Source organism: Mesorhizobium sp. CO1-1-11 (assembly GCF_020164995.1).
GTDB classification, from domain to species: domain Bacteria; phylum Pseudomonadota; class Alphaproteobacteria; order Rhizobiales; family Rhizobiaceae; genus Mesorhizobium; species Mesorhizobium australicum.
Genome location: NZ_JAIUHE010000009.1, coordinates 141,166 through 164,341 on the forward strand (window position 1 = coordinate 141,166; position 23,176 = coordinate 164,341).

Sequence of the window (23,176 nt, forward strand, 5' to 3'; positions counted from 1 at the left end):
TCAGCTGCGTCGAAGATTGATGCGGCTGGTCACCACGCTCTTGCCGGTCTTGGGATCGCGGTCGACCACGGTCAAGACAATGCCGTCCGCACCGTTTTTCTGCACGGTAAGCTGCGCGGCGCGGTCGCCATTGACCTCCTTGGCCCAGCGGATGGCGAGGTTTATCGCATTGCCGGAACGGCTTCCGTTCAACTGCGCCGGTCCGGTGCGCGATCCCACATAGACACCGCTGTATTTGGCGCCGCTGGTCTTCAGGCGAGCACTGATGGCGCGTGTCACCAGGATCAGGCCGCGGCAGTTGCCGTCGAGGGACAGCGAGGACGATGTCGCATTCGATTTGAACGTGCAGGAAACGCTGACCGTTGGCGCCTGCGTCGTCACCTGAACGGTTCCCTTGCCGGCGAAATTGCCCTTGAAGGATTGGAGAAATTTGCTCTCGTCCGCATGCGCGGCAGTGGCCGCGACAGCCAGGCACCCGGCAAGCACAAACCGCGTGAGTAATGTCATCGAAGGTCTCCTTGTGACGGGTGTAACGGCGATCGGTGATGCTCAGGCGGACATCGCGACTCAACGCGGCTTGCCATGTCAGGTTCCGCCCGCGACAGGGCTGTTTTGCAACGTCGCGCCAATATCTCTGGCCCAGTCAAATGCGGCGGCTAGTGGTTGCGGCAAAAACCCCGGCTTGCGAGATAACTGACATGGCACCTACCCCCTCGATCCCCAAGGCCGCTTTCTGGATGGCGCTGTCGATCGCCTCGTTCCTGGCGATGTCGGTCGCCGGCCGCGCCACGACCGCCGAGCTCAACGTCTTCCAGGTGCTGGAACTGCGCTCGGTCATCGGGTTCTTCATTCTGCTGCCGCTGGTGATGATGAGCGGCGGCTTCGCGGCGATGCGCACGCAGCGTCCCGTCGCTCATATCGCCAGAAACGTCATCCACTATACCGGGCAGGCGGCATGGCTCTACGCATTGACCTTGATTCCGTTGGCCGTGCTGATTTCGATCGAATTCACCACACCGATCTGGACGGCTATCCTGGCGGTGACCTTTCTTGGCGAAAGGCTGTCCCGGCCAAAGCTTGCCGCGATCGTGCTGGGCCTGATCGGGGTGGTAATCATCGTTCGCCCCGGTGTGGGCTCGATCGATCCTGGCCATGTCATCGTGCTCGGCGCCGCGGTTTGCTTCGGCATCTCGGTGGTCCTGGTCAAGTCGCTGACGCGGACGGACAGCGTCGTGCGCATTATCTTCTGGATGCTGATCATCCAGTCGGTGGTCGGCCTCGTTCCAGCCCTTTACGAGTGGCGCAACCCGCCGCTGGAACTGTGGCCATGGATCGTGCTGATCGCCTTCACCGGCATGTCGTCGCATTTTTGCATGGCCCGTGCGCTTGGCTATGCCGACGCCACCGTCATTTCGCCGATGGATTTCCTGCGTGTACCGTTGTCGGCGCTCATCGGCTGGCTGCTTTACAGCGAGCAGATCGACGCCTTCACCGCTGGCGGTGCATTGCTGATCCTGATGGGCAATCTGCTCAACTTGCAGCGCAAGGCAGTCAAGCCGGCAGAAGTCGCGGCGTCATAGCGTTGCCGGTCAGTTCCCTTCGTCTGGAATGTTGAGCACGTGTCCGCACGCCTTGCAGTGTACGGCGTCCGGCTCGTGACGCTGCAACCCGCATTGCGGACAGGGAAAGAACACCTTGGCCGGCCGAAAGATCGCCTGCGCCAGCCTGACGAACAGCGATATGCCGATGATCATGGTTACGATCGCCGTCAGCTTGCCGGCGATGCCCGGCAGCACGATGTCGCCGAAGCCTGTCGTCGTCACGGTCGCGACGGTGAAGTAAAGCGCGTCGATGTAGTTTTCCAGTCCGGCTCCGTTGCGAAAAAAGAACGTGTAGACGAAGCCCGTGATGACAAAGAGAAAGGTCAAAAGGTTGATCACCGCGTGGCTTGCCTCGCGCCAGGGCCGCAGGCCACGCATCTCGAAATGCCGCCAGATCGAACCGCTGCGCGACAGCGACCATAGCCGCAGGATGCGCAGAAAGCCGAGGCTCGCGAGAGCTGTCGGCATCAGCAGCGTCAGAAGGATGAAGGCATCCACCCAGAAGGTCGGCTGCTTCGTCAGGCGCAGCATGTCGTTGGAGGCGAGCAGCCTGGCAATCAGATCGGCGGCGACGAGAGCCGCCACGGCATAGTCCAGCCACAGAAACGAGGCCGACTGCTGGATGACCGGGGTGGCGATGAAAAAAGCGATGATGGCGAGGTCGATGATGACAGCCACCAGTTGGAACCGGAACGCGGCCGGCGAGCGTCCGTGATAGAGCGTGCGCAGCCTGTCGCGTAATCGCGCCGTCGCGGAAAGGTTCTGCGATGGGCGTCTCTCCTTGGCCTTCATGCTTGCATGAGCAGCCGGTGCCGGCCCGCGGAGTGCCGCCTGGCAGGCGCGCAGATCACACCAGTTCCACTTCAATCACGCCCGGCACGGCGCGCATTGCCGAGGCGATCTGCGGCGAGACGCGGTAGCCGCCTTGCAGAGCGATCTCGACCTCGCCCTGCGCCTCTTCCTTGATCACGATAATGCTCACCTGGCTCTCACCGCGTTGCGTGAGCTGGGATTGGATCATCGAGGCAGGTCCATCGTTCCTGACGAAAATGCGCAGGGCCTTCTGGATGCGGCTTGCTTCGTCCTCCAGCGATTGCACGGAGTTGATGCGCAGGTTGACGCCCTCGGGCCTGTCCTCCGCCGCGACCGTGATGACAACCGAACGGCCGGCCTCGAGGAGGTCACGGTACTGCGCCAAACCTTCTGAAAACAATACGGCCTCGTATTGGCCGGAGGTGTCCGAAAAGGCCACCACGCCCATCTTGTTGCCGGTGCGCGTCTTGCGCTCCTGCTTGCTGGTAACGGTGCCGGCAAGCCGGCCGGCGGAAGCACCGCGCTTGACCGCGGCGGAGAACTCCGCCCAGTTCTGCACCCGCATCTTCTGCAGCGCCGCCTTGTACTCGTCGAGCGGATGCGCCGAGAGATAGAAGCCGACGACCTGGAACTCGCGGTGCAGGCGGTCGGCAGCGAGCCACGGATCGGTCGCCGGCAGATTGAGCGCCTGCGACTGTGCGCCGAGCGAGGCGCCGAAGATGTCGGCCTGACCCGAAACGGCGTTCTGCTGGGCGAGCGACGCCAGCCCCATCATCCGCTCGACGCCGGCCAACATCTGGGCGCGGTCGTGGCCGAAGCAGTCGAGCGCGCCGGCCATGATCAGGCTTTCGAAAACCCGTTTGCCGACGATCTTCGGGTCGACCCTCTCGCAGAAATCGGCCAGGCTCTTGAACGGCTTTTCGCCGCGAACGGCGACGATGTGCTCCACCGCGGCATCGCCGACGCCCTTGAGCGCGGCCATCGAATAATAGATCCGGTTCTCCCCGACCTCGAAGGCACGGAAACTCGTCATCACCGAGGGCGCCAGGACTTCGATGCCGAGGCGCAGCGCATCCTGGCGGAAGTCGGCGAGCTTGTCGGTGTTGCCCATGTCGAGCGTCATCGACGCTGCCAGGAACTCGACCGGATAATGCGCCTTGAGATAGGCGGTCTGGTAGGAGACGACAGCGTAGGCGGCCGCGTGAGACTTGTTGAAACCGTAGTCGGCGAACTTTGCCAGCAGGTCGAAAATGAAGTCGGCTTGCGGCTTTGCGACGCCGCGCTCGACCGCGCCGGAGACAAAGCGTTCGCGCTGCTTGTCCATCTCGGCCCGGATTTTCTTGCCCATGGCGCGCCGCAGAAGGTCGGCTTCGCCGAGCGAATAGCCGGACAGCTCCTGCGCGATCTGCATCACCTGTTCCTGGTAGACGATGACGCCTTGCGTCTCCTTCACCAGATGGTCGATCTTGGGATGGATCGAGGCCATCTCCTCCTCGCCATGCTTTCTGGCGTTGTAGGTCGGGATGTTCTCCATCGGTCCCGGCCGGTAGAGGGCAACCAGCGCGATGATGTCCTCGATGCAGTCGGGCCGCATACCGATCAGCGCCTTGCGCATGCCGGCACTTTCCACCTGGAACACGCCGACCACCTCGCCGCGCGACAGCATCGCATAGGTCTCGGGATCGTCGAGCGGGATGGTCGCCAGGTCGATATCGATGCCGCGCCGGCGGATCAACTTGACGGCCGTCTCCAGCACCGTCAGCGTCTTCAGGCCGAGGAAGTCGAACTTCACCAACCCCGCCTGCTCGACATATTTCATGTTGAACTGGGTGACAGGCATGTCCGAGCGCGGATCGCGGTACATCGGCACCAGTTCCGACAACGGTCGGTCGCCAATGACGATGCCGGCGGCGTGCGTCGAGGCGTGGCGGTAGAGGCCCTCCAGCTTCTGCGCCATGTCGAGCAGCGTCTGCACGATCGGCTCTTTCTCGGCCTCCTCCGCAAAGCGCGGCTCGTTGGCGATGGCGTCGGCGAGCTTGACCGGATTGGCCGGGTTCTGCGGCACCATTTTCGACAGCTTGTCGACCTGGCCGTACGGCATCTGCAGCACGCGGCCGACGTCGCGCAGCACGGCGCGCGCCTGCAGCGTACCGAAAGTGATGATCTGGCCGACCTGGTCGCGGCCGTATTTCTGCTGGACGTACCGGATCACCTCTTCGCGGCGATCCTGGCAGAAATCGATGTCGAAATCGGGCATCGAAACGCGGTCCGGATTGAGGAAGCGTTCGAACAGCAGCGAGAAACGCAGCGGATCGATGTCGGTGATGGTGGTCGAATAGGCAACCAGCGAACCAGCGCCCGAACCACGCCCCGGCCCGACCGGAATGCCTTGCGCCTTGGCCCATTTGATGAAGTCGGCAACGATCAGGAAGTAGCCGGGGAATTTCATCTTCTCGATGATGCCAAGCTCGAATTCGAGCCGCTCTCGATACTGCTCGACCGTGTAGCCCGGTGTCGGTCCGTGCAAGGCGAGCCGTGCATCGAGCCCCTCGCGCGCCTGACGGGCCAGTTCCTCGGCCTCGGCCTTTTCGGCGGCGTCCTTGTCGGAGGCATCTCCGCCCGTGAAACGCGGCAGGATCGGACTGCGGGTTTTTGGATAGTAGGAGCAGCGCAGCGCGATCTCGACAGTGTTGTCGATGGCTTCAGGCAGGTCGGCGAACAATTTCGCCATATCGGCCTGACTGCGCAGGAAATTGTCCGGCGACAGCCGGCGGCGGGTGTCGACGGCGACAACCGACCCCTCGGCGATGGCGATCAACGCATCATGCGCCTCATACTCGTCGCGCGACGAGAAAAAGGCCTCGTTGGTGGCAACCAGCGGCAATTCATGGGCATAAGCGAGATCGATCGAGGATTTCTCGATCATCCGGTCGTAGCCCGAAACCCGGTCCAGCTCGACATAGAGCCGGTCGCCGAACATCGCCTTGAGCGTTACCAGCCGCGCTTCGGCAAGATCGCGGCGATCTTCCTTCAGGGCCATGCCGATCGGGCCGCGCGGCCCGCCACTGAGACAAATCAGGCCGTCACATTGGCCGTCCATCATTTCGGTGGTCAGGTGCACCGCTTCGCCGGGCGGTGTTTCGAGATAAACGCGGCTGACCAGCCGGACCAGATTGGAATAGCCGGTTTCGGTCGCCGCGATCAGCACGACCGGCCGCATATCGGGACCTTGCCGGCGGCGGTCACGCTGGCCGTCGCTGTTTTCGCCGGAAAAGGCGAGCGCGATCTGGCAGCCGATGATCGGCTGGATGCCGTCCTTCACCGCCTTCTGGGCGAACTCCAAGGCGCCGAACAAATTGTTGGTGTCGGTCACCGCGATCGCTGGCGCCTCGTCTTTCACCGCGTGGCCAACGATCTTGCCAAGCTGAAGCGCGCCTTCCAGCAGCGAATAGGCCGAGTGCACGCGAAGATGGACGAACGGCCGCGCCGGCACCTCCGGCCGCGGGCCCGCGATCGCGGCCTCGCGCTTCAGGGGATCGCGTGGAAGTCTCTCATCCGCCATGGTTTCTCGCGCTGTCCGTAAGACTTGAGTCGATGGAGATGTATTGTCCGGGACCGGGCGATACCAGTCCAGCACAAACGACTACCGACCCACAGGCTTCCAGCCGTTCAGGCGAATTCCATGATCACCGCGTCGACGGCAAGGCTGTCGCCCGGCTTGGCATTGAGTTTCGCCACGACGAGGTCGCGCTCGGCGCGCAGAACGTTTTCCATCTTCATCGCCTCGACCACGGCCAGCGTCTCGCCCGCCTTGACCTCCTGGCCTTCGACAACGGCGATCGACACGACGAGGCCCGGCATCGGGCAGAGCAGCAGTTTCGACGTGTCCGGCGCTATTTTCTCCGGCATCAGCCGTTCCAATTCGGCGGTGCGCGGCAGCATGGCGCGCGCGGTCACCGACATGCCTTTCCAGGCGATGCGGAGGCCATTGGCGACAGGACGGATCTGGGCGGCAACCCTGCGCTTGCCGACCGTGCCGCGCCAGATGAGATCGCCGGGCCGCCAATCGGACGAAACTGTCAGCGCCTTCCCGCCATCGATGGACAGGTCCATTTCCATCGGGATGGAAATCATGCCTTCGAGGATCGACGCCGACAAATACTCTTCGCCGATCTTCACCACCCAGTCGCGCTTGAGCGCTCCCGAATGCGGCGCCAGCCGCCCGCCCAGCCGGTCGAGACGATCGCGGCGCAGCAGTTCCACCGCGGTCGCGATCGATGCCAGAACGGCTTTTTCCTCGCTGTTCGGCACGACGGGGGCAAAACCGTCGGGATATTCCTCCGCGATGAAGCCGGTCGATATCGCCCCTTCCCGCCAGCGTGGATGCTGCATCAGCGCCGCCAGGAACGGTATGTTGTGCTCGATGCCGTCGACGACAAAGCTGTCCAGCGCTTCCGACATGGCGTCGATGGCCTCGAGCCGCGTCGGAGCCCAGGTGCACAGCTTGGCCAGCATCGGATCGTAGAACATGGAGATTTCCGAGCCTTCGGTGACACCGGTGTCGTTGCGGATGACGACATCGCCGAAGCGGCCTTCCTCGGGTGGCCGGTAGCGTGTCAGCCGGCCGATCGACGGCAGGAAATTGCGATAGGGGTCCTCGGCGTAGAGCCGGCTTTCCACCGCCCAGCCGTTCAGCTTGATGTCGCTCTGCTTCAAGGCGAGCTTTTCGCCGGCGGCGACGCGGATCATCTGCTCGACCAGATCGATGCCGGTGACGAGTTCGGTCACCGGATGCTCGACCTGCAATCGTGTATTCATTTCAAGGAAATAGAAGTTCTTGTCCTTGTCGACGATGAACTCGACGGTGCCGGCGCTCTGGTAGTCGACAGCCCTGGCCAACGCCACCGACTGCTCGCCCATCGCCTTGCGCGTCCTGGCATCGAGGAAGGGCGATGGCGCCTCTTCCGCCACCTTCTGGTTGCGGCGCTGGATCGAGCATTCGCGTTCGCCAAGATAGAGCGCGTTGCCATGCCCGTCGGCCAGCACCTGGATTTCGACGTGACGCGGGTCGACCACGAACTTTTCGATGAAGACACGGTCGTCGCCGAACGAACTCTTGGCTTCCGAGCGCGCCCGGTCAAATCCGTCGCGTACTTCCGACTGGTCCCAGGCGATGCGCATGCCTTTGCCACCGCCACCGGCCGAGGCCTTGATCATCACGGGATAGCCGATCTCGCCGGCGATCTTTTCGGCGTGATCGGCATTCTCGATGACGCCGAGCCAACCCGGAACCGTCGAAACCTCGGCGGCGTTGGCGAATTTCTTCGACTCGATCTTGTCGCCCATCGCCTTGATGGCCTTGGGCTTCGGCCCGATGAAGACGATGCCTTCCGCTTCCAGGGCTTCGCAGAACGCGGCTCGCTCGGACAGGAAGCCATAGCCGGGGTGCACGGCCTGAGCGCCCGTCGCCTTGCAGGCCGCGATGATCTTTTCAGGAACGAGGTAGCTCTGCGCGGCAGGCGACGGCCCGATATGCACCGCCTCGTCGGCCATTTCGACATGCACGGCATCGCGATCGGCGTCGGAATAGACGGCGACCGTGGCAATGCCCATCTTGCGCGCCGTCCTGATGACGCGGCAGGCGATCTCGCCACGATTGGCGATCAGGATCTTGGTGAACATGCGGGCAGAATTCCCCTCCGGCAGATGGTTCAGTTCTATGGACTATGTCGCCAGGTCTCAAGTGCCGCAGCGGACGACATGACGGGCGTCCCTCCCAATGCTTCCGTCGCACTCCCCTGCCGAGCCGGGCTGGTTGTCGACGGTGTGCTATCTGCGTCAAGAAAGCCAAGATTTCGTCTCATCTGAGAGTTGATGAGCAGCTCAAAACCTGAAACCTTGGCTCAAAATCGCCTTTGGAGGAATTGCCCGATGAAAACCCGCGCCGCTGTCGCTGTCGCCGCCGGAAAGCCGCTGGAGATCATGGAGGTCGACCTTGATGGACCGCGCGATGGCGAGGTGCTGGTCGAGATCAAGGCGACCGGCATCTGCCACACCGACGAATTCACGCTGTCGGGCGCCGATCCCGAAGGCCTGTTTCCCGCCATCCTCGGCCATGAGGGCGCCGGCATCGTCGTCGATGTCGGGAAGGGCGTCACCTCGGTCAGGAAGGGCGACCATGTCATCCCGCTCTATACGCCCGAATGCCGTCAGTGCCCGTCGTGTTTGTCGAGGAAGACCAATCTGTGCACCGCCATCCGTGCCACCCAGGGGCAAGGGTTGATGCCGGACGGCTCGTCGCGCTTCTCGATCGGCAAGGACAAGATCTTCCACTACATGGGCTGCTCGACCTTCTCCAACTTCACCGTGCTGCCGGAGATCGCGGTGGCCAAGGTCAACCCCGACGCCCCCTTCGACAAGATCTGCTACATCGGCTGCGGCGTCACCACCGGCATTGGTGCGGTCATCAACACCGCCAAGGTCGAGCAAGGCGCCACCGCCGTCGTCTTCGGCCTCGGCGGCATCGGCCTCAACGTCATCCAGGGCCTGAAGCTTGCCGGCGCCGACATGATCATCGGTGTCGACCTGAACAACGACAAGAAGGAATGGGGCGAGCGATTCGGCATGACGCATTTCGTCAATCCGAAGGAGATCGACGGCGACATCGTGCCTTATCTCGTCAACATGACCAAGCGCGGAGCCGACCAGATCGGCGGCGCCGACTACACATTCGACTGCACCGGCAACACCAAGGTCATGCGCCAGGCACTCGAGGCCTCACATCGCGGCTGGGGCAAGTCGGTCGTCATCGGCGTCGCCGGTGCTGGCCAGGAGATTTCGACCCGGCCGTTCCAGCTGGTCACCGGCCGCAGCTGGATGGGCACCGCCTTCGGCGGCGCGCGCGGCCGCACCGACGTGCCCAGGATCGTCGACTGGTACATGGACGGCAAGATCCAGATCGACCCGATGATCACCCACACGCTGAAGCTCGAGGACATCAACAAGGGATTCGACCTCATGCATGAGGGCAAGTCGATCAGAAGTGTCGTGGTTTACTAAAAGACAGCCACACGCCGCCGGCCATCCGGCCAGCGACCCCTGTGGTGAAACATGGGAGGAGAGAAACAATGGCGGAGAAACTGCACCCAAAGATCGACAATGGGCTGCCCAGGGAGAGCGCCAGCTTTGCCGGCGGCACGCTGGTCTGCGCCTGCACCAGCAAGCCGGTCAAGGTGAAGGTCAAGGGCCAGATCGCCCACAACCACGCCTGCGGCTGCACCAAATGCTGGAAACCCGACGGTGCTGTATTCTCGGTGGTTGCGGTCGCCGGCACCGGCGATGTCACCGTCACAGAGAACGGCGACAAGCTCAAGGTGGTCGACCCCTCGGCGCTGATCCAGCGTCATGCCTGCACCCAATGCGGCGTCCACATGCACGGGCCGGTCGAGCGCGACCATCCGTTCAAGGGCCTGTCCTTCATCCATCCCGAGCGCTTCGAGGAAGACGGCTGGTCGCCTCCGGGCTTCACCGCCTTCGTCTCCTCGATCATCGAATCGGGTGTCGACCCAAGCCGCATGGACGGCATTCGCGGCAGGCTGAGGACGATCGGGCTGGAACCCTATGACTGCCTCAATCCGGGCCTGATGGACTATATCGCCACCTGGACGGCGAAGAAATCCGGCGCCCTGCCGGCCTGACGACCGAGAGATTTCAGGCAGGGGCCGGATATGTTTCCGGCCCCTGCTCGTTTCCGGAGAGACAATGCCCGCACCCGCCATCTACGTCGACGCCGACGCCTGCCCGGTCAAGGCGGAGGTAGAAAAGGTCGCCGAGCGCCATGGCGTCGTCGTCACCTATGTTTCCAATGGTGGTCTGCGCCCCTCCCGCGACCCGATGATCCGCAATGTCGTGGTCTCCAAGAGTGCCGATGCCGCCGACGACTGGATCGTCGAGAACACCAAGCCCAACGACATCGTGGTGACGGCGGACATTCCGCTCGCCGCCCGCACGGTGGCGCTCGGCGCGCATGTGCTGGGACCGACCGGGCGGCCGTTCACGCCCGAGACGATCGGCATGGCGGTGGCGATGCGGGACCTCAAGCAGCATTTGCGCGAAACCGGCGAGAGCAAGGGCTACAATGCCAGCTTCGCGCCGCAGGATCGTTCCCGGTTCCTGGGTGAACTTGACCGCATCTTGCGGCGCGCGCTGAAATCCGCCACACCGGGCTAGCAACAAAGCGCCATCCAGGTGGAGACCGCCATGGCCGCCGAAACCCCGATCAAGAAACCGATGCAGCGCCACATGCTGTTCGCGGTGTCGGCCTGTATCGGTGCGTTTGCGCTGCTTGTGGCGCTGCTGCTGCACGCCCCACTCGCCTATTCAATCGGCGCCAACATATTTTTTGCCGCTTACGTCCTTCTTGTCGTCAGCCAGATGCCCAAATTCACCGGCAAGTACCTGAGCAAGAATGCACGCGCCACCGATCAGCCGGTGCTGGTGATCTTCGCGGTCACGCTCGTTGTCGTCGGCGTTGCTCTTGTCTCCCTGTTCCTGCTGATCAATCGCAAGGATGGGGATCACCCGATCGAACTCGGCTTCGCACTGCTGTCGATCCCGCTCGGCTGGTTCACCATCCATGCCATGGCTGCGCTCCACTATGCCCATGTCTACTGGATGGACGGCGACGCGGTCGACGCCGGCACCAATAAGAAGATTCCGGTCGGCGGCCTGCTGTTCCCGGGCGACAAACGCCCCGAGGGCTGGGATTTCCTCTATTTCTCGACCGTCATCGGCATGACGGCGCAGACCGCCGACACCAACATCTCGACGACGCACATGCGATGTGTCGTGCTTGTCCACTCGGTCCTGTCGTTCTTCTTCAACACGGTCATCGTCGCCGCCGCCGTCAATCTCGCCGTCAGCCTGGGCGGTCCGTAATAAATCCGTGATCGCATGAAACATCGGTTTGGATCGCGACGTATCAAGAGGACAATGAACGCTTAGGACAAGCCGCAAGGCCGGGAGACCAGACAACATGGAATCGGTTGCCAGAAGCCAATCCGAAATTGGACCGGGCGCCCCCGCGTCAAAAGAGAAAACATTGATCTACCGGCAGTCGCGCTGGACGCGGCTGACACACTGGCTCTGGGCCATCTCGTTGTTTTTCATGCTGCTGTCCGGCCTGCAGATCTTCAATGCCCGGCCGCAGCTCTACATCGGCAAGCAATCCGGCTTCGACTACAACAACACCATTTTCGCCATAGGCGCCGAAAACACCAATGCCGGGCCGCGCGGCTACACCGAAATCTTCGGGCACCGCTTTGACACGACAGGCGTCCTTGGCTGGTCGGGCCCGACCGGTAACGAGACGGCGCGCGGTTTCCCATCCTGGGCGACGATCCCGTCCTACTATGACCTCGGCACCGCCCGCGTGATCCATTTCTTCTTCGCCTGGATATTGACGACGACCTTGATCCTCTGGCTCGTCGCCAGCCTGATCAACGGCCACATCCGCCGCGATCTGGCGCCTCGCTTGGATGACCTCAAACGCTTGCCCCGGGACATCGCCAACCACGCCAGGCTGAAATTCCACCACACGCGCGAATACAACACGCTGCAGAAGATGGCCTATGGCGGCGTGCTGTTCGTGCTCTTGCCACTGATGATCATCACCGGCCTTGCAATGTCGCCGAGCATGAATTCGGTGCTGCCCTTCCTCAATGAATTGACCGGTGGCCGGCAGACGGCACGCACCATCCATTTCACCGTCATGGTGCTGCTGGTCGCCTTCTTCGTCATTCACATCCTGATGATCCTCGCCGCCGGCCCGATCAACGAACTGCGCTCGATCATTACCGGCTGGTACCGCACTGATCCTCCCGTGCATGACGACAAAACGTCCGAGAGGAGTGCCTGAGATGGCGAAATTTGAGATAAGCCGCCGAAAGTTCCTCACCGCCGCCGGCCTCGGCGCGTCCGGCATCATGCTGTCGGGCTGCGACGCCTTCGACAGCCAGCTCAGCATCGGCAGCGGCCTGCGCAGCTTCCTCGAAAACGCCAATGGCCTGACCCACAAGGCACAACGGTTGCTCGGCGGCGGCAATTCGCTGGCGCCCGAATTCACCGAGGCTGATATCCGTCAGCCAATGCGGCCGAACGGCGTGACCGCGCCGGACGACGACGCTTACAAGACCCTACTCGCCAACAACTTCGCCGATTGGCGCCTGGAGGTGTCAGGCCTCGTGGAAAAGCCGCTGTCACTCACCCGCGAGCAGCTCATGAACATGCCGAGCCGCACCCAGATCACCCGCCACGACTGCGTCGAAGGCTGGAGCTGCATCGCCAAATGGACCGGCACGCCGCTGGCGCTGCTGCTCGACCAGGCGGTGGTCAAGCCACAGGCCCGCTATGTCATGTTCCATTGCCTCGACACGATCGACCGCAGCCTGTCAGGCGACATCAAATATTACGGCACGATCGACCTCATCGATGCCCGCCATCCGCAAACGATCCTTGCCTACGGCCTGAACGGCAAGCCGCTGCCGGTCGAGAACGGCGCGCCGCTGCGTGTCCGCGTCGAGCGCCAGCTCGGCTACAAAATGCCGAAATATCTCTACAAGATCGAACTGGTCGATGGCTTCGCCACTATCGGCGGCGGCCGGGGCGGCTATTGGGAAGACAACGGCTATGACTGGTATGGCGGGATTTGACGGTCCCTCGCATACGGGCCGAGCACGACTTGTCCCCCATGGAATTGAGTTCGCTCGAGGATCGTCTCAACCGCGATAACCGACGTATGATCGACCGCGACGATGACCGAGGGCTGACCTTTGTCATCCGCGATGGCGCGGGACACGCGGTCGGAGTAGCCGCCGGCTATTCCTGGGCGGGCACGTCCGAACTGACCTTGATGTGGATAGACGAGGCTCACCGAGGTCGCGGCTACGCAAGGCAGTTGCTCGACGCCTTTGTCGCGGAGGCCGCCGATCGCGGTGTCAGGAAAATCTGGGTCTCCAGCCACGACTTCCAGGCACCAGATCTCTATGAAAAGGCTGGCTTCGAGCGTATGGCCGAATTCTCGGGATGGCCCGAAGGCCATTCCAATATCATTCTTTGCAAAACGATAGCAGCGGACGGCGGGGCTTAGGCAACCTTGTCGAGCAACGGCTTCAGCGCCGGATGAATTTCCGGCGAGGCATGCTTGATCAGGGTCAGCAGCGCACGCTCATTCTCGTAAAGAGGCCGGTTCACCCCGATATGTCCGACCAGCCACTTTGCCTCACAGGCATCGATCGTCTCGGCACGGCGGGCCAGCGCCTCGGCGGCCCTGTTCTTGGCCTCCCATTCGGTCTCTATGTCGTCAGGAGAGCGGTAGGCCTCGATGACACCGGCAAGACCGCCGGAGACCATGCGGCTGAAGAAGCCGCCGATTTCCGGATCGGTATGATCGAGGAAAGTTTCCTGGCGCAGCGCCACCTCGCGGGTGGGCGCCTCATAACCGGCCGAGCACATGACGAAATTGGCGATCGCCTTGACGAACAGGTCGTTCCACGACGGATCGTTATTGGCCTGGGCGGTCCGCTCGTTGATCCTGAACAGCACCTCGGCCTCGGCCTGGGTGATGGCGATGTTGCCGTCGCCACCATGGGCATGGAGGATGCGGCGCAAAAGCTCGACTTCGGCCCCGGCGATCAGTCCGGGCACCAGCGCGCCGCCGAGCATCAGCGGTCCCTTACCGTCGACGACGGCGTGGGCGACCTGCTCCAGCGCGTAGACGCAAAGCCGGCTCGGCGAGGATTTCGCCTCTTCCAGCACATGGACCAGCAATTCGAGTTCGGTCCGGCTGTCGACCATGCCGTCGCGCGAAATCGTGCGGACCAGCCAGTCGGCATTCTCCCCCGAAATGTAGCCCAAGGGCTTTTCCTGATGAACGATGTAGTCGGTGACCGCCTCGACGAAGAACGGCGCCCATTCCGCGCATTTGTCCCGCGCCGTCTGGTTGAGCGCGAACAAGGCCTCGGCTTCGCCCCGGCTCACCACGCCGTCGGCGAACACGTCGCGGCGCAGCATCACGACATCCTCTGAAGCAATGCGGTTCTTCGAAGTCAGCCCCGCCACCGGAGCACTCATGATCAACTCGCCCATCTGTCGTCCCCGTCCGCCCCAACGCGTCACATCGGTCAGCTTTATCAGGAGTGTCTTGAAAAACCGGCAAACGGCGTGGTTAGCGAAGACTTGTCAGAACAATGTCGCTGGGAGGTGACAAGGTGTCGTCGACGGGCTATGGATGGCGCGTCGAGGGCTCAGGGTTCTGAGTCCTACCTGTTTGCGGGAGAGAGCAGCGAGAGCTGCCGCCGAAGGGGAAATCGCCCGAAATCTCTCAGGCAAAAGAACCGTGGACGGGAAAGACACTCTGGAAAGTCGGGGCTTGCCCCCGCGCCGAAGGTGTAAGCGCCGCTGACAGAGTTCCGGCTGCGCGAGTCTCTCAGGCTTCAGACAGAGGGGCACGGACTGGTCGCCATCAGCGGCCGATTGCGTGCGACTCTGGAGGCGACATGACGGGCGACGACGACAAACACCTTCCCCTCGAAGATATTCATGCGGCTGCCGGAGCGCGCTTCGGCGCCTTTGCCGGCTGGTCGATGCCGCTGACCTATCCGGCCGGCGTCATGAAAGAGCATCTTCACACCCGCGAGCATGCGGGGTTGTTCGACATCTCGCATATGAAACTGTTCGAGGTCAGTGGCCCGGAAGCGGTTGCGCTGTTGAACCGCGCCTGCCCGCTGGACGCCGGCGCGCTCGAAATCTCGCAGTCAAAGCTATCCTTTTTCCTGAACGAAGCAGGCGGCATTCTCGACGACCTGATCGTCACCCGGCTCGGCGACACCAGGTTCATGGTGGTCGCCAATGCCGGCAATGCCGTCGCCGACGAAAAGCATTTGCGCGCCCTGGCGACCGATTTCGAGGCAAAGGTCGAGCCGCTCGACCGCGTCTTCCTGGCGATCCAGGGCCCCGAAGCCTGGGCTGCACTCTCCCGCGCCGGCATCGAGACCGGCTCGCTGCTGTTCATGCATGGGGTCGAGCCGCGAAAAAACTGGTTCATGAGCCGGTCCGGCTACACCGGCGAGGACGGTTTCGAGATCGGCCTGCCGGAAGCCGATGCGCGTGACCTTGTCACCAAGCTGCTGGAGGATGAACGCGTGCTTTGGATCGGCCTTGCCGCGCGCGACAGCCTGCGGCTGGAGGCCGGCCTCTGCCTGCACGGCCAGGACATCACGCCCGAGACCGACCCGGCCGCGGCGGCGCTGATGTGGGCGATCCCGAAAGAAATCCGTGCCTCCGGCACCTTCATTGGCGCCGACGCCTTGCGCGCCGCCGTGGAACGTGGTCCGGCGCAGAAGCGCGTCGGGCTGAAACCGGAGGGTCGCCAGCCGGTGCGCGCCGGTGCCGCGCTGTTCGAAGCCGACGGCAATCCTGCCGGCCATGTCACATCGGGCGGCTTCGGCCCTTCCGCCGGCCATCCGGTCGCCATGGGTTATGTCTCCACGCCGCTGGCAAAGCCCGGAACGCGGATTTTCGCCGACGTGCGCGGCACGAAGATCCCAGTCGATGTCAGTTCTCTGCCCTTCACCCCTCATCGCTACCGCAAAGGATGAATTCCATGGCAACAACCTATTTCACATCGGATCACGAGTGGCTCAGCGTTGAGGGCGGCATCGCCACCGTCGGCATCACCGATTACGCGCAGGAGCAGCTCGGCGACCTCGTCTTCGTGGAACTGCCGGAAACGGGAAAGAAGCTCGCCAAGGGCGACACCGCCGTCGTGGTCGAGTCCGTCAAGGCAGCCTCGGACGTTTATGCGCCGGTCGATGGCGAAATCACCGAAGCCAATGGCACGCTGTCGTCCGACCCCTCGCTGGTCAACTCGGCGGCAACCGGGGCCGGATGGCTGTGGAAGATGAAGCTCGCCGACGAAAGTCAGCTCGCCAGCCTCATGGATGAGGCCGCCTACAAAGCCCATATCGCCTGACATCGGGAACTTATCGACATGACCGCTGCTCCCTACCCCTTCTCGGCCCGCCACATTGGACCCGGCCTTGCCGACGTCAGAGCCATGCTCGCCGTCATCGGTGTTCCCTCGGTCGAGACACTGATCAGCCAGGCCGTGCCGAGATCGATCCGCCTCGACCAGCCGCTGGACCTCCCCGCGCCGGCCAGCGAAGCCGAAGCTCTCGCCGAATTGTCGGTGACCATGGCGAGGAATACGGTGCTGAAAAGCTTTATCGGCGCCGGTTACCACGGCGTCCACGTGCCGCCGGTCATCCAGCGCAATCTGTTCGAGAATCCGGCCTGGTACACCGCCTACACGCCCTATCAGGCCGAGATCAGCCAGGGCCGGCTCGAAATGCTGTTCAACTTCCAGACGCTGGTCACCGAACTGACCGGCCTGCCGGTGGCATCGGCTTCACTGCTCGACGAGGCGACCGCCGTCGCCGAAGCGGTCGGCATTGCGCTGCGCCACCACCGCGACAAGCGCACCAAGGTGGCGCTTGCGGGCACGCCGCACCCGCAGACGCTGGACGTCGTGCGCACTCGCGCCGAGCCGCTCGGCATCGAGATCGACGGCGCGACGATCGACGACAACACCGCCGCCCTGCTCGTCTCCTGGCCTGACACCTTTGGCGTCTATGGCGACCACAAGGCGGCGATCGAAAAAGCGCGCGCCACCGGCGCCATTGTCGTCTTCATCGCCGACCCGCTTGGTCTGGCGCTGACCGACGCGCCGGCGAAACTCGGCGCCGACATCGCGGTCGGCCCGATGCAGCGCTTTGGCGTGCCGATGGGCTTTGGCGGCCCGCATGCGGCCTATTGCGCGGTCTCCGACAAGCTGACGCGGCTGATGCCCGGCCGCCTGGTCGGTCAGTCGACCGACAGCAAGGGCCGTCCCGGCTACCGCCTCGCCTTGCAGACGCGCGAGCAGCATATCCGCCGCGACAAGGCGACTTCCAACATCTGCACCGCACAGGCCCTGCTTGCCAATATGGCCACCGCCTACGCCATCTGGCACGGCCCGGTGGGCCTGCAGGCGATCGCCGGGCGCATACACGCGCTGGCCAACCGCCTGGCAAGCGGCCTCGAGGCGGCGGGCGTATCGGTGCTCGGCTCCAGCCGCTTCGACACGGTGACGGTGGAGACCAACGGCAAGGCGGCCCAGATCGCGGTGGCCGCCGAAAAGACCGGCCGGCTGCTGCGTGTGCTCGATGCCGACCATGTCGGCATCAGTTTTGACGAGACCTCGACCGACGCCGATCTCGACGCGATCGCGGCCTTGTTCGATGCCAAGGCTGTCGCTTCCGCCGGCAGCACGGTGCCCGGCAAGCCACGTGGCAAGGAGTTTTTGACCCAGCCGGTCTTTCACGAGAACAAGTCGGAAACCGAGATGATGCGCTTTCTGCGCCGGCTGGCCGACAAGGACCTGGCGCTCGACCGCGCCATGATCCCGCTGGGCTCCTGCACCATGAAGCTCAACGCCGCGGCGGAAATGATGCCGGTGAGTTGGCCAAGCATCGCCAATTTGCATCCCTTCGCGCCGGCAAGCCATTCGGCCGGCTACCGCGCCATGATCGGCGAACTGGAAGGCTGGCTGTCGGAGATCACCGGCTTCGACGCCGTGACCTTGCAGCCCAATGCCGGCAGCCAGGGCGAATATGCCGGGCTGCTCGCCATTCGCGCCTATCACCGTTCGCGCGGCGAGGGCCATCGTACCGTCTGCCTGATCCCGTCTTCCGCGCATGGCACCAATCCGGCGAGTGCCGCGATGGCCGGCATGAGCGTCGTCGTCGTGCGCTGCCTGGAAGACGGCAACATCGACATGGACGATATGCGCGCCAAGGCCAACGAGCATTCCAAGAATCTCGCGGCGCTGATGTTCACCTATCCCTCCACCCATGGCGTCTACGAGGAAGGCGCCCGCCACCTCTGCGCCCTCATCCACGAGCATGGCGGCCAGGTCTATTTCGATGGCGCCAACCTCAACGCGCTGGTCGGCCTTGCTCGGCCAGGCGACATCGGCGCCGACGTCTGTCACATGAACCTGCACAAGACCTTCTGCATCCCGCATGGCGGCGGTGGCCCGGGTGTCGGTCCGATCGGTGTCAGGGCGCATCTGAAGCCCTATCTGCCCGGCCATGTCAGCGAAGGCTCGGCTCATGCCGTGGCCGCCGCTCCCTTCGGCAGCGCTTCCATCCTGCCGATCACCTGGATGTACATCCGCATGATGGGCGCTTCCGGCCTGAAGCAGGCGACCGAGACAGCGATCGTTTCGGCCAACTATGTGGCGACGCGGCTCGCCCCGCATTTCCCGCTGCTTTACAAGGGCAGGAGCGATCGCGTCGCCCACGAATGCATCCTCGACACCCGCGTGCTCAAGGAGAGCGCCGGCATCAGTGTCGAGGACATCGCCAAGCGCCTGATCGATTATGGTTTCCACGCGCCGACGATGTCGTTTCCGGTCGCCGGCACGCTGATGGTGGAGCCGACCGAGTCCGAACCCAAGCGCGAGTTGGATCGCTTCTGCGAGGCCATGATCGCTATTGCCGGCGAAGCGGCGAAAGTGGCCAAAGGCGAATGGCCCTTGGCCGACAATCCGCTGGTCAACGCACCGCACACATCGGCCGAGGCGCTGGCCGGTCAATGGACCCATCCGTATTCGCGTCTAGAGGCGGCCTATCCCGCCGGCGATGCCGACACGGCGACGAAGTACTGGCCGCCAGTGTCGCGCATCGACAATGTCGCCGGCGACCGTAATCTGGTCTGCTCCTGCCCGCCGCTGTCGGATTACCTCGGCGCGGCCGAATAGCTACGCGGAACGCAAGGCCGGCTCGGCCGCGTCGGCCTTGCCCGTCCTTTTGCGGCCGATGACGCAATTTCGCCCCGCACGCTTGGCGGCATAGAGCATGGCGTCGGCCCTGGCCAGCACCTCGTCGAGGGTGCTGCCGTCGGCCTCGCCGAAGCCAATCCCGCCGCTGACCGTGCTGCGCAAGGGCCCGAGCGCGGTGGGCACGACTTCCGTGCCGAAAGCGACGCCGATCTTGCTGGCGAGGTCATAGGCCCGCTCTTCCGTCACGCGCGACATGACGATTGCGAACTCCTCGCCGCCCAGGCGAAAGGCGTCGACTCCGGTTCTGGCATATCTCCTGATGACGGCGGCGAAGCGGCACAGGACCTGGTCCCCGACCGGGTGTCCATAGATGTCGTTCGTCCGCTTGAAATGATCGAGATCGAACATGACGATCGCCATGAACGGGCCGAAGGTGCGCTCGCCATAAAGCGACGCCAGACCCCGACGGTTCATCAGTCCGGTCAACGGATCGGTCATGGTCTCGGCCTTGAGCTCGATCTGCGCCTGCAGATGGTGGAGCGAAAGCGTCAGCGCGCCAAGGCCGGTCATACAGGCCACCGCCACGACCGAGTTAAGGCGTTCGGCCCAATTGTCGGGCGCGACGCCGAGCGTCCACTGGCCTTTGGCCATCAGAACCACGCCGCAAAGGGCAAACGACAGCGCACAGGTGCCGCTCAGGACCGATACCACCAGGAGAATACGGCGATCGTGACTGCCATTGATCCAGAACATGGCCCCGATCGTCGAGAGCAGCGCGGTAACCGTCGCGTAGGTGATCACGAAGCCGACCCCGTCAAGGCCCATGAAAGTCACGGCCGCGCAGACAGCCATGGCGGCAAATGTCGGCGCGATTGCACGCCTGTGCTCGCGCACGCCGAGATACTGCATGGCCGAAATGCAGATGATGAGAAAACCCAGGCTGAGTAGCGCCAGCGCGATCTGGCAAAGCAGCGGATCGGGCTCCCTGGTATAGCGCCAGAACAGGATCACATGCGCGACGAGCACGATAATGCCGCACGCCACTGTCAGCACGAAGCCCGCCCGCGGCGCCGTGAGCCAGATCGCAACCATGGTAGCGGCTAGACAGGTACCCGACAGCGCGGCTGCGAGCAGGAGCGAACTGAAATCCAGCATATCAGGCGGAGGCCTCTCGAGCGTCGGCGGTTGCGCCGCATTCTAGGTCAGCGGCAGCCCTCGGACATGGTTTTCGGGCGATCTCTCGACCCAAGCTGCGGATAGGGTTTACAAAGCGTCGATGCCACCTGTACCAAAATCGCACCCCTTGACGGGGCGACCATCAACCGGCATCAGCCCTTGTTCAGCAAGGCGAGGTTGGCGTCGACAACGGTGGGATCGTTCATGCCGGCCTTCGCCTCGAGCAGCAGCGCCCGGGCCTTCTTCTTGTTGCCGCGCAACAACTGCGAATAACCCATATTGTTGACGATCTGCGGCTTGCGGCCGGCAACCTTCAGGAGCTGGCCGTAGGCGCGGTCGGCGAAGTCGAAGCGGCCAAGTTCGTCATAGGAAGCCGCAAGCCCCATCCAGGCCTCGGCATTGTCGGCCTTCAGCTCGACGGCCTTGCGGAAATGCGCTTCGGCAAGACCATAATTGGCATCGCGAAACTGTGCCTTGCCTTCCGCCAGGTCGGATGTGGCGACATCCTTCCCTGCAGGCTTGATCGCAGTGGTCTTGGTCGTGTCGACGTTATTGTTCGTCGTACACCCGCTGATCATTAGGACGGCTGCCATCATGGCCATCGCCGCAAATTTTATCTGACGCATGCCCTGCCCCGTCGCCCGATTTGCCGGGTCGTTCTTCGGGAAAGAGACTACAGAAGAGCGATTAAGCTTCGGTGCCGAAATGCAGCTAACTTTCAGTTTCCGGAATAGCAATCATTAACCACCGGGCGTGCCATCTCACTCCAAAGTAGAGCTAATGGGCCGTCATTTTGACGATGATAGGAATGACCGCGATCATCAGCACCACCGGCAAGATGCAGACCACGACCGGCACGGACATCTTGGCCGGCAAGGCATGGGCCTTCTCCTCGGCCAGCGACATGCGCTTGTGGCGCATTTCGTCTGAAAACACCCTGAGCGCGCCCGACAGGCTGGTGCCGAGTTCCTTCGACTGCTGCAGGAGCGTGGCGAAGGAGCGTACCTCGTCCAGGCTGAGGCGATCGGCGAGCGCCTTCAGCGCGTCGTCAAGGCTGCGTCCCGCCCGAAGTTCCAAGCACACGAGCTGCAGGTTCTGGCTGAGCGACGGATAGCTCTTGGCGAGTTCTTTCGAAACGCGCTCGACGCCGGCTTCCATGCTCATGCCGGCGTCCGAACAGACGATCATCAGATCCATGAAATCGGGGAAGCCGTTGCGGTATTCGCGCATCTTCTCGCGCACCTTCTGGGTCAGCACCAGGCCCGGCAAAAAATAGCCTGCGGCCCCCGACAGGATGATGAAGGTCCACCGGCTGGTCATGGTCGCGTCGGGACTGGCCATCCACCGGTTGAGCACGAAGACCGCGAACGTCGTGCCGATCATTGCCGTGAACCGGATGAGGAAGAACATGCCGACGGCGCGCGGCTCCATGTAGCCCGCCTGGATGAGCTTCAGGCGCAGCCGAGCGACATTTTCCGGGTCGCTCTTGGCATAGAATTCCTGCGCCCTCTTCACCGCTTGCTCGCGCACGACGCCGCTATTCTTCTTCTGCACAGGTTCGGGCCTGGCGGCCACGGGACCCTGGTCGACCTTGAGCCGGCGCTTGACGTCGTTGCGGTCGCCCTTCGCCACCAGCATCGGCCAGGCGACAGCGGCCGCTCCCGCGGCAAGCAGGAGGACGGCCACCGGCATCAGCGAGGTCGGCGCGAGGGAAGCGAGGAATTCAATGACGCTTTGCATGTCAGAACTTGAAATTCGACATTTTGAACATGATCAGATTGCCCAGCATCAGCCAGCTGACCGAGCCGCCGATCATGTACCATGTCTTCGGCACGCCCCAGACGTCGCTGTAATATCCCGGCATCATGGCCATGATGGCGGTGAACAGCAGCGCCGGTACGGCCGTCAAAATGTAGGCCGAGAGGCGGCCTTCCGTCGAAATGGCGCGCACCTTGCGTCGCAGCTTGCCGCGTTCGCGGATCGTCGTCGACAACCCATCAAGGATCTCGCGCAGATTGCCGCCCGAACTGGTCTGGATCGACACGGCGGTGATGAACAGCGGCAGATCCTCGTGGCCGACCCGGTCGAACAGTGCATTCAGCGCCGTGACCAGGTCGGAACCATAAGTGACTTCGTCGGCAATGACGCCGAATTCCGTGCCGATCGGATCGGGCATCTCGCGCGACACCATGGCGATGGCCACCGGCACCGGATGACCGGCCTTGAGGCCGCGCGTGATCAGCTCCAGCGCTTCCGGCAGTTGCATGCCGAAACGCTTCAGCCGGCGCTTGCGCATGGAGCGCATCGCCATGACCGGCAGCAACGGCACCAGCACGACGAACAGGATGAGCCCCATCAGCAGCGGCAGCCCGCGCCAGATCGCGGCCAGGGCAACGGCCGTCGCCACACCGCAGGTGATCGTCAGGAATTTCGAAAGCGGCATCACCATGCCCGACTGCGTGCGCAGGGCACGGAACCGGTCGGGAGAAAACAGCGACGTTCCCGCGTCGAGACCGCGCTCCTTGCGCAGCTGGATCAGCACCTGCTCCTGGCTGATCTTGTTTTCCTGCAGTTTCATGCGCCGGTTGATTGCGGTGCGCTTGTCGCTGCGTCCGGCATAGAGCAGGTAGATCGCCTCGGCCACCATGATGCCGGTCAGTGCGGCTCCGGCATAGACGACGTATATCGCGCTGAACCCGTCGAACAC

The 23,176-nt window shown here is 63.2% G+C and carries 20 protein-coding genes and 1 riboswitch; of the genes, 11 read left to right on the plus strand and 9 right to left on the minus strand.

What is annotated here, in order from left to right; translation table 11 throughout:
• A complete protein-coding gene (locus LB554_RS12660) occupies positions 1–507 on the minus strand; it encodes a hypothetical protein (protein WP_224584832.1) in 507 nt (168 codons plus the stop codon).
• A 191-nt stretch (positions 508–698) separates the two neighbouring features.
• Between LB554_RS12660 and LB554_RS12665 the strand changes: the two genes are divergently transcribed.
• The gene (locus LB554_RS12665) at positions 699–1,580 is read left to right on the plus strand and encodes a DMT family transporter (protein ID WP_224584833.1); all 882 of its coding nucleotides are present in this window, start codon (positions 699–701) and stop codon (positions 1,578–1,580) included.
• A 9-nt stretch (positions 1,581–1,589) separates the two neighbouring features.
• Here the strand turns inward: LB554_RS12665 and LB554_RS12670 are convergent, their stop codons facing one another.
• From LB554_RS12670 to LB554_RS12680, 3 genes are all read right to left on the minus strand, one after another.
• On the minus strand, positions 1,590–2,393 hold the full coding sequence (locus LB554_RS12670) for a potassium channel family protein (RefSeq protein WP_224584834.1): 804 nt from the start codon (positions 2,391–2,393) through the stop codon (positions 1,590–1,592).
• A gap of 55 nt (positions 2,394–2,448) precedes the next feature.
• Positions 2,449–5,976 (minus strand): DNA polymerase III subunit alpha, encoded by a 3,528-nt coding sequence (gene dnaE / locus LB554_RS12675; RefSeq protein WP_224584835.1) that lies wholly within the window; start codon positions 5,974–5,976, stop codon positions 2,449–2,451.
• Between the two features lie 107 nt (positions 5,977–6,083).
• A complete protein-coding gene (locus LB554_RS12680; RefSeq protein WP_224584836.1) occupies positions 6,084–8,096 on the minus strand; it encodes an acetyl/propionyl/methylcrotonyl-CoA carboxylase subunit alpha in 2,013 nt (670 codons plus the stop codon).
• A 249-nt stretch (positions 8,097–8,345) separates the two neighbouring features.
• On the opposite strand from LB554_RS12680, the gene LB554_RS12685 reads away from it, so the two are divergent.
• From LB554_RS12685 to LB554_RS12715, 7 genes are all read left to right on the plus strand, one after another.
• Complete coding sequence (locus LB554_RS12685) at positions 8,346–9,473, plus strand: S-(hydroxymethyl)glutathione dehydrogenase/class III alcohol dehydrogenase (RefSeq protein ID WP_224584837.1); 1,128 nt, start codon at positions 8,346–8,348, stop codon at positions 9,471–9,473.
• A 68-nt stretch (positions 9,474–9,541) separates the two neighbouring features.
• Positions 9,542–10,111 (plus strand): S-(hydroxymethyl)glutathione synthase, encoded by a 570-nt coding sequence (gfa, locus tag LB554_RS12690; protein ID WP_140616175.1) that lies wholly within the window; start codon positions 9,542–9,544, stop codon positions 10,109–10,111.
• Between the two features lie 64 nt (positions 10,112–10,175).
• Positions 10,176–10,643, plus strand: a complete 468-nt coding sequence (locus LB554_RS12695; protein WP_015317609.1) for a YaiI/YqxD family protein — start codon at positions 10,176–10,178, stop codon at positions 10,641–10,643.
• A gap of 30 nt (positions 10,644–10,673) precedes the next feature.
• The gene (locus LB554_RS12700; RefSeq protein ID WP_015317608.1) at positions 10,674–11,351 is read left to right on the plus strand and encodes a DUF1345 domain-containing protein; all 678 of its coding nucleotides are present in this window, start codon (positions 10,674–10,676) and stop codon (positions 11,349–11,351) included.
• A gap of 97 nt (positions 11,352–11,448) precedes the next feature.
• Positions 11,449–12,330 (plus strand): cytochrome b/b6 domain-containing protein, encoded by an 882-nt coding sequence (locus tag LB554_RS12705; RefSeq protein ID WP_224584838.1) that lies wholly within the window; start codon positions 11,449–11,451, stop codon positions 12,328–12,330.
• A 1-nt stretch (position 12,331) separates the two neighbouring features.
• Positions 12,332–13,123, plus strand: a complete 792-nt coding sequence (locus LB554_RS12710; protein WP_224584847.1) for a molybdopterin-binding protein — start codon at positions 12,332–12,334, stop codon at positions 13,121–13,123.
• Positions 13,124–13,161: 38 nt separating this feature from the next.
• Positions 13,162–13,560 (plus strand): GNAT family N-acetyltransferase, encoded by a 399-nt coding sequence (locus tag LB554_RS12715; protein ID WP_015317605.1) that lies wholly within the window; start codon positions 13,162–13,164, stop codon positions 13,558–13,560.
• Here LB554_RS12715 and LB554_RS12720 read toward each other — a convergent pair.
• Entirely contained in the window at positions 13,557–14,558 is a 1,002-nt protein-coding gene (locus LB554_RS12720; protein WP_140661167.1) for a hypothetical protein, read from the minus strand. The two genes, LB554_RS12715 and LB554_RS12720, sit on opposite strands and share 4 nt — an antisense overlap.
• 174 nt (positions 14,559–14,732) lie before the next feature.
• A riboswitch (glycine riboswitch) is annotated at positions 14,733–14,819 on the plus strand.
• A gap of 149 nt (positions 14,820–14,968) precedes the next feature.
• On the opposite strand from LB554_RS12720, the gene gcvT reads away from it, so the two are divergent.
• The 3 genes from gcvT to gcvP are packed head-to-tail and all read left to right on the plus strand — an operon-like array spanning position 14,969 to position 19,272.
• On the plus strand, positions 14,969–16,069 hold the full coding sequence (gcvT, locus tag LB554_RS12725; RefSeq protein WP_224584850.1) for a glycine cleavage system aminomethyltransferase GcvT: 1,101 nt from the start codon (positions 14,969–14,971) through the stop codon (positions 16,067–16,069).
• Between the two features lie 5 nt (positions 16,070–16,074).
• On the plus strand, positions 16,075–16,443 hold the full coding sequence (gene gcvH, locus LB554_RS12730) for a glycine cleavage system protein GcvH (protein ID WP_015317602.1): 369 nt from the start codon (positions 16,075–16,077) through the stop codon (positions 16,441–16,443).
• Positions 16,444–16,461: 18 nt separating this feature from the next.
• A complete protein-coding gene (gcvP, locus tag LB554_RS12735; protein WP_224584851.1) occupies positions 16,462–19,272 on the plus strand; it encodes an aminomethyl-transferring glycine dehydrogenase in 2,811 nt (936 codons plus the stop codon).
• Here gcvP and LB554_RS12740 read toward each other — a convergent pair whose 3' ends face one another.
• The 4 genes from LB554_RS12740 to LB554_RS12755 form a co-directional block, all read right to left on the minus strand.
• Positions 19,273–20,448 (minus strand): GGDEF domain-containing protein, encoded by a 1,176-nt coding sequence (locus LB554_RS12740; protein ID WP_140723611.1) that lies wholly within the window; start codon positions 20,446–20,448, stop codon positions 19,273–19,275.
• A gap of 173 nt (positions 20,449–20,621) precedes the next feature.
• On the minus strand, positions 20,622–21,095 hold the full coding sequence (locus tag LB554_RS12745; RefSeq protein ID WP_140821871.1) for a tetratricopeptide repeat protein: 474 nt from the start codon (positions 21,093–21,095) through the stop codon (positions 20,622–20,624).
• A gap of 151 nt (positions 21,096–21,246) precedes the next feature.
• A complete protein-coding gene (locus tag LB554_RS12750; RefSeq protein WP_140616159.1) occupies positions 21,247–22,209 on the minus strand; it encodes a type II secretion system F family protein in 963 nt (320 codons plus the stop codon).
• A gap of 1 nt (position 22,210) precedes the next feature.
• A complete protein-coding gene (locus tag LB554_RS12755; protein ID WP_140616157.1) occupies positions 22,211–23,176 on the minus strand; it encodes a type II secretion system F family protein in 966 nt (321 codons plus the stop codon).

Coding starts and splice junctions, on each gene's coding strand:
- LB554_RS12685 (WP_224584837.1), top strand. CDS start 8,346: ATGAAAACCCGCGCCGCTGTCGCTGTCGCCGCCGGAAAGCCGCTGGAG.
- gcvH (WP_015317602.1), top strand. CDS start 16,075: ATGGCAACAACCTATTTCACATCGGATCACGAGTGGCTCAGCGTTGAG.
- LB554_RS12670 (WP_224584834.1), bottom strand. CDS start 2,393: ATGAAGGCCAAGGAGAGACGCCCATCGCAGAACCTTTCCGCGACGGCG.
- gcvP (WP_224584851.1), top strand. CDS start 16,462: ATGACCGCTGCTCCCTACCCCTTCTCGGCCCGCCACATTGGACCCGGC.
- LB554_RS12695 (WP_015317609.1), top strand. CDS start 10,176: ATGCCCGCACCCGCCATCTACGTCGACGCCGACGCCTGCCCGGTCAAG.
- gcvT (WP_224584850.1), top strand. CDS start 14,969: ATGACGGGCGACGACGACAAACACCTTCCCCTCGAAGATATTCATGCG.
- LB554_RS12750 (WP_140616159.1), bottom strand. CDS start 22,209: ATGCAAAGCGTCATTGAATTCCTCGCTTCCCTCGCGCCGACCTCGCTG.
- LB554_RS12745 (WP_140821871.1), bottom strand. CDS start 21,095: ATGCGTCAGATAAAATTTGCGGCGATGGCCATGATGGCAGCCGTCCTA.
- LB554_RS12660 (WP_224584832.1), bottom strand. CDS start 507: ATGACATTACTCACGCGGTTTGTGCTTGCCGGGTGCCTGGCTGTCGCG.
- LB554_RS12680 (WP_224584836.1), bottom strand. CDS start 8,096: ATGTTCACCAAGATCCTGATCGCCAATCGTGGCGAGATCGCCTGCCGC.
- LB554_RS12705 (WP_224584838.1), top strand. CDS start 11,449: ATGGAATCGGTTGCCAGAAGCCAATCCGAAATTGGACCGGGCGCCCCC.
- LB554_RS12665 (WP_224584833.1), top strand. CDS start 699: ATGGCACCTACCCCCTCGATCCCCAAGGCCGCTTTCTGGATGGCGCTG.
- LB554_RS12710 (WP_224584847.1), top strand. CDS start 12,332: ATGGCGAAATTTGAGATAAGCCGCCGAAAGTTCCTCACCGCCGCCGGC.
- LB554_RS12720 (WP_140661167.1), bottom strand. CDS start 14,558: ATGGGCGAGTTGATCATGAGTGCTCCGGTGGCGGGGCTGACTTCGAAG.
- LB554_RS12740 (WP_140723611.1), bottom strand. CDS start 20,448: ATGCTGGATTTCAGTTCGCTCCTGCTCGCAGCCGCGCTGTCGGGTACC.
- LB554_RS12715 (WP_015317605.1), top strand. CDS start 13,162: ATGGAATTGAGTTCGCTCGAGGATCGTCTCAACCGCGATAACCGACGT.
- LB554_RS12700 (WP_015317608.1), top strand. CDS start 10,674: ATGGCCGCCGAAACCCCGATCAAGAAACCGATGCAGCGCCACATGCTG.
- gfa (WP_140616175.1), top strand. CDS start 9,542: ATGGCGGAGAAACTGCACCCAAAGATCGACAATGGGCTGCCCAGGGAG.
- dnaE (WP_224584835.1), bottom strand. CDS start 5,976: ATGGCGGATGAGAGACTTCCACGCGATCCCCTGAAGCGCGAGGCCGCG.